Here is a 220-nt window from a genome sequence, read left to right on the forward strand (position 1 = left end):
CTTCCATTAGGAATTAAAACTTTATGGGCGATTAGCTCAGTTGGGAGAGCACCTGCCTTACAAGCAGGGGGTCACTGGTTCGAGCCCGGTATCGCCCACCATCTTTAAGCATTCTCGTAAGAGAGTATTTAAAAATGGGTTTAAAAGTTTAACACTTAAAACTCTTGCTCTTTAACAATTTGGAAAGCTGACTGATTGATTACTTACGAGTAATTCAATC

General features: G+C 40.0%; 1 tRNA gene. It reads left to right on the forward strand.

Annotated elements, in window-relative coordinates:
* The first annotated feature begins 25 nt into the window (after positions 1 to 25).
* Positions 26 to 101: transfer RNA gene (locus A136_RS13160), tRNA-Val, on the forward strand.
* The last annotated feature ends 119 nt before the right edge of the window (positions 102 to 220 follow it).

Source organism: Vibrio crassostreae 9ZC13, from assembly GCF_000272045.2.
In the GTDB taxonomy this organism is placed as follows: Bacteria; Pseudomonadota; Gammaproteobacteria; order Enterobacterales; family Vibrionaceae; genus Vibrio; species Vibrio crassostreae_C.